Annotated in this window: 3 protein-coding genes; all 3 read right to left on the bottom strand. The window is 47.4% G+C overall.

Annotation, left to right across the window (positions count from 1 at the left end):
• Positions 1-69 precede the first annotated feature (69 nt).
• The gene (locus HMPREF3148_RS02380; RefSeq protein ID WP_049062755.1) at positions 70-1,344 is read right to left on the bottom strand and encodes an MFS transporter; all 1,275 of its coding nucleotides are present in this window, start codon (positions 1,342-1,344) and stop codon (positions 70-72) included.
• A gap of 183 nt (positions 1,345-1,527) precedes the next feature.
• Positions 1,528-2,625: a class III lanthionine synthetase LanKC N-terminal domain-containing protein gene (locus HMPREF3148_RS02375; RefSeq protein WP_049062756.1), complete on the bottom strand. Its 1,098-nt coding sequence runs from the start codon at positions 2,623-2,625 to the stop codon at positions 1,528-1,530.
• Between the two features lie 338 nt (positions 2,626-2,963).
• Positions 2,964-3,203: a hypothetical protein gene (locus HMPREF3148_RS02370; RefSeq protein ID WP_049062757.1), complete on the bottom strand. Its 240-nt coding sequence runs from the start codon at positions 3,201-3,203 to the stop codon at positions 2,964-2,966.
• Between the last annotated feature and the right edge of the window lie 170 nt (positions 3,204-3,373).

The raw sequence follows: 3,373 nt of genomic DNA, 5'->3' as shown, positions 1-3,373 counted from the left end.
CCCGACGTGTCCACTTTCCGGGGGTCAGGCCCCATCTGTATTTCAGTCTTTGGTAGATGACCTTGGGACTTACTCGCATACGGGGAGTAAATTGAACTCGGATGATTTAGGTAGTGTGCGCAGGACTGAACTTGTCGCTATCAAACAGGAGATAACCGAGCACAGAGCACATAGCGCCATGCTTGCCTGAAAACCAATTGCGGCGAGAAATGTACCCGCGCTGGCGGAAGCGATGATTGGTAGCAATCCCATCATCAGACGCGCTCCTGCCGAGCATTTTCCTATTTTTTCGGGAGGTGCTGATAACGCAAGTAGTCCTCCGGAGTATGAGTTGCACGCAATGGATGGAACTACGATGAAAAATGCTGCGACTGCGATGAGTGCCCAATACTGGGAAAATACGAGAAGCAACAGATACCACAGTAGTTCCCAAAGCATTGTTGCTCGGATGATGTTTCTTCCTGGCAATTGCTTGATGAGGCGGTCTTGAAGAAGTCCTCCAACAATCATTCCAATAGTAAACATGGTTGAGGTGAGGCCGATTATCCAACCATCAACTTTGAGGTATGCCAGCCATAGGTCAATAGACGCGATGAGGAAAAAGTTGGCGAAGTTGGAGAAGATATCGATGCTGAAAATTGTTCGAAGCATCGGATATTTCCAAATCCAAGCCAAAGAATATTTGCTATCGGACCAGAACTCTTTAAACGAATACCGTTGCTCGCTGTTTGACTTCCCCAAGTCCATACTGAAAGTTCTTGAAGCATAAAGCGGACCCAACCCAGACAAAGTTTGTACAACAAAGGGAATAACCGGGGCTAGACCGTAGAGAAAGCCTCCTAAAGGTAGTCCGACCATCCAGATAATGTTGTCTCGAGTTTGGTTACGGCCTTGCGCTTGAACAAGCAAATTCTCGGGAATGATGAATCTCAAAATGGCGTTGGTTAGGCCTCCGAACGCGCCTGTAATCATTCCTGCAAACAGGCTAAAAAAGAACAAAAGTATGAAAGTGAATTTGCTCAAGTAAAGTAGCAGCGAAAAGGTTGACCAAATAGCAATTTGGCTCAGCCCGTAGAAGAGAAGTAACTTCTTTTTGTTGAAACGATCAATGATCATGCCGGCCGGGATCGTCATGATCATCGAGCCGGCCGAACTTGCGGCTCCAATCACTCCCGCTTGACTTAGGCTTCCAGTGAGGTGGTAGCTCGCAAGTGAGATAGGGATGGCCACGAGGGATGCCCCCAAGGCGCTTGCTGTATCGGCGAAGAACCAACGTAGATAGTCAGGATGATTCTTGCGTACGGTGGTCCAAAATTTTTGATCAGAAGTCTTATAATCCTGCATCGTGTCTCTCAATGTTTGACAACCGCGACTGAAAGCTCATGCACGCAGCATGAACCCAGCATCGGATTTCCGAAATGGGCAATTCTCACGGGTCGAATTCTTGACCCGCCGCAACTTGCGGTGTGTCAAAAGGGATTTATTGATGCAGTAATGTGAACATGATGTGCTCCAGGTACTATGCCATTAATCTCGGATCAGTGCCTCTAGACTTCCCCGCAATAAGCTTACTAATTCTCTTGGGGTAGGCGCTTGCTCTTTAAGAACTGGATGGAGACCATAATAGGTGGTCCCTCGTTCATCACTAATGATTTCGAAATCTATGGCTTTAATCTCTAGTTTGTTGTTGATGAGAATGTTCGAGGGAGATACGTCTATCCACCGTACGTCTGAGTTTGCGATGGTTTTGATAAGGGACTCTACCCTTGAACAGATAATGTCGAGGCATTCTGTGCTTAGATTCTTAGCGAATTCTTGAAGAGGCACAAACCCGGCAGGTGATTCTAATAGGAGATATATTGACTCGTTAGACGTTCCCTCCCAGAAGAGCTGGGGTGTTACGTGAAGCGGTCTTAGTTGCTTATATGACTTTATTTCGCTTCGCCCTATGTCCCAAGCATCGTGTCCTAAGTGTGACTTGGATGCGTATTTTCTAAATTCCTTTAGAATTACTGGTCGAAAGGTTGCTGGGGACTTCACCCGAGTCCCCTTGGCGATCCCTTCGTAAACAGCACCTTTGGAGCTCTGGCGAAGGCAGCGAGTGATAATTAGGTCTATCCCTGCCTTTTTGAGTTCGAGGAAAGGATTTCCGACGGCGGATAAGCCTCCAATCGGATCAAAGACGGGAAGCGGTACACCACTGCAGATTTCGCGGGCCTGGGTTTCGTTCCTCGCCTCCCATCTATAGCTAAGAATGCCGCTGTTGGGGATACGGAGATCTGTTGGGGGACAAGGGCCGCTGAATTCGGCAAGCATAGCTTGAAGAAATTGCGCTTCACTACTGAGTCTCTCGGGTGTGGCGACGTAAACTGTTGCCGCCTTCCCGATTTGAGTGACACCATAGTTGCCGCTATTTAGTCGTTCACAAAAACTTTGAGTATTGCAGACTTTGAAATCAACCCTTCTTTTTGAGTATTCCTCCACTAGAAGGGTCTTTCCGGCTTGAAATTGGTGCTCTGTTAGGTTCACATGTATTTTGTACCCGCAGACAGTGTCCGCTTCTGGGGCGAAATAGTGTTGTTCCCAGGCATCGCTATTCTTGTCGGAAATTTTCAGTGTTTGCATCGTCTTGCGTCCTAAACCTCATAACTTTTCCAGCTTTTGGTTTGCTTTTAACACGGAGTAACAATTGTGAAACGTGGTGGCCAGGGTTCCTGGATTGCGAAAACCAAGTGCATTGAAAGTCATTGCCCATTTAGAGACGGGTGGGCGGAACTCGTTTCTGTATGCAAGTGCTATGAATTCATAAAAGTCAGCCCAAAATACAGAATCAAGTTCCGCGCCTGATAAGCCGTGATCTGAAATTTTCTCCCAGTGTTTCCGCATAGGAAGGGGTATGTCCTCATCCCTAATAGGGTTCGACTGGTTGAAATAGTCTAGGGAGTTCAGGTCTGGCATGGCATCTACTTGCTGCAATAGAATTGATTGCTCGTGTGTCGACCAGAGAATGCCACTTCCATCTCCTCGGACCCCCATCCCATTGCTAGAAGTGCCTTTCCATCACGCCGAAGTACGGCGTTTGAAAATTCTTCAGAGACACCGGCTTCTCCTAGTGTGGCGGCGGGGTCGTCGTAGAACTGGGAAACGAGTGACATGTCTCCCTTCATGCGTTCAATAAACTTAATGTCCATAACGGCAGGCATAGTAGCTCCTTTCGAAAGCTGTAAGGTGTGATGTACGTCTCCATTGGCGACGTACATCACACCTTAGGGATAGCTGTGCCTACTGTCAATAGTTTTGCATGAAAGTCTGCTCTGTAAATTTGATTGCACCCTATTTGTGTTTAGAAGACTGAAATGGTAGCGGCGTGGTG

This window comes from Corynebacterium sp. HMSC05D08 (genome assembly GCF_001807215.1).
Lineage (GTDB): Bacteria > Actinomycetota > Actinomycetes > Mycobacteriales > Mycobacteriaceae > Corynebacterium > Corynebacterium striatum.
Note: the sequence above shows the minus strand (reverse complement) of the source record. Positions and strands in the feature narration are given on the sequence as shown.